Annotated in this window: 1 protein-coding gene; it reads left to right on the top strand. The window is 47.4% G+C overall.

All coding sequences use genetic code 11. The features are described 5' to 3' along the window. Positions 1-386, top strand: a 386-nt coding sequence (locus V7S75_RS12055) for a hypothetical protein (RefSeq protein WP_459514232.1), incomplete at both ends; no start/stop codon positions are given.

The raw sequence follows: 386 nt of genomic DNA, 5'->3' as shown, positions 1-386 counted from the left end.
CGGGAGAGTTGGTAGCTGGCGCGAACATTACGTTGCTGACGGGTCATAGCAATGTACGTATTACGAGTGTGGCCACGAGCAATGGCGCCTGGTCTTTGTCAGGCACTACGTATACATTTACTTCGAGCGCAGATAATGCGAATATCTTATACACGGAGCTTCAGAATTACTTAGTGAATTATTCGGTTGAGATTAAGTCTGCGCGCGTGGGTGGTACGCAGGTGGGCAGTATTGTGTTTGATGCTGGTGTGAATATGACGACTGGTCAGAACACGAATGCGTTGAAGGCTTTGACTATTACGAGTGGCGGCGAGGTTCAGTTCAATTCGGGTTTGACGATTCGTTTGGGTAGTGGCTATTATAATTATACGGGCTATGACTTAACG

Source organism: Aquirufa sp. TARAVU-A1A, assembly GCF_054558675.1.
Note: the sequence above shows the minus strand (reverse complement) of the source record. Positions and strands in the feature narration are given on the sequence as shown.